1 protein-coding gene is annotated in these 1461 nt (G+C 30.0%); it reads right to left on the bottom strand.

Translation table 11 applies throughout. The annotated features are described in order from the left end of the window. Positions 1–758 precede the first annotated feature (758 nt). Positions 759–1430: an HAD family hydrolase gene (locus tag AC1DRF_RS27505; RefSeq protein ID WP_043980694.1), complete on the bottom strand. Its 672-nt coding sequence runs from the start codon at positions 1428–1430 to the stop codon at positions 759–761. Positions 1431–1461: the final 31 nt, after the last annotated feature.

Below are 1461 nucleotides of genomic sequence, written 5' to 3' on the forward strand. Positions count from 1 at the left end.
TAACTACTTACTTTTATATTTATTTTAATTCTTTTAAATTTTTATGGTCAATAAAAATTGGTAAAACATTTAAAAAATGCATATTTAGTTGTGCTTTATTTTAATTTCACTTAAATAATATTCCTCTTTTTTATTCCATTTTTTAACTTTCATTAGTCTTTTTTATTATAAAGTCTAAATAGTTAACCAATTAAAAGGTTAATAAAATAAATGCAAAAAACCCCACCTAAATTAAGGTGGAGGTTTCCTTTTTTATAGTTGGGTTAACCATTCATTATCTCTGAGTGCTTACAAGCTTCCACTGGCTGAGTGTCAATTTTATCTTATATCCTCTAATATATAACTGAGCGCTATCAGATTTACGAATCATATGCGAAGTCATAATCAAAAATCTCCTTTCTCATAGAATTATTTTTAATATAAAACTATTTTGGAAATCTTAACCTAAGCATAGCTCAGTATTGTAAACCATTTATTAATGACAAGAAAAGATTATGTAAACATTGGAGAGTTGTAGGGGAACCACTCATTAGTTATGTTTCAACTTCAATAGATTGAGATTTCTATATGTATGAATTCATTGACGAAGCAGAAACTGCAGTGAAGATTCAAAATCAAGTGGATGCCAATGCTGTAAGGTAAATCAAAAGGATAGGCCTTTAAAGACCTATCCTTTTACATAGCATATAAAAAATTTATTCTCTTAATAAAATTGAGACATTAACCATCTATAACGGTTACGTACAAAGATCAGTCTATTAGATTGACAAGCTACTATTTATGTTAGATACAATCCTTTTTAACTCCTTCAAATCATCTATTACCACATCAGCCTGCACAAGCTCAGCTTCTTGAGCAAAATCAAAATTACACCCCACTGCCATTAAACCATTATCTCTTGCAGCATTTATATCAGATAGGCGGTCTCCTACTACTGCAGCATGTTTGATATCATATTTCTTTATAATTGTTTTGACTAACTCTCCTTTATCGAGGGTTTGGATTTGTTGAATACTAAATGTCTCTGTCACCCAATTATTCAAATCGTAATGGTCTACAATTGCTTCTAAATATTCTTTTAAACCGTTACTTGCTATGTAAATGGAAAAATTATTTTCTTTTAAATAGCTAAAGACCTCTTTTACATTGGGATATAAAGCACCTTTCCCTTTTTTTATATTCTCCACTAAGCTTTTTAAAAAATAGTCATCTGTATATTTTCTTATTTCATCTGATTGATTAGGTAATAAAGCTTCCCATACTTTTGGTAAAGGTACACCCATAATCTCACGATACTTATCAATAGGAGTGCCAGTATCCCATTGATTGAGTGCACGTAAATGGTTAAAGGTATCGTCAAGCGATAATTCTAAAATTTTATCTGTTTGAAACAGCGTTCCATCCATATCAAAAATCAGTGATTGCAACATTAAGTATCTCCCYCTTTCAACAGTACTGAAT

This window comes from Priestia sp. P5_B4, assembly GCF_056400385.1.

Excerpts from the sequence above, each read along its gene's own strand:
- AC1DRF_RS27505 (WP_043980694.1), bottom strand. The coding sequence starts at position 1,430 with ATGTTGCAATCACTGATTTTTGATATGGATGGAACGCTGTTTCAAACA.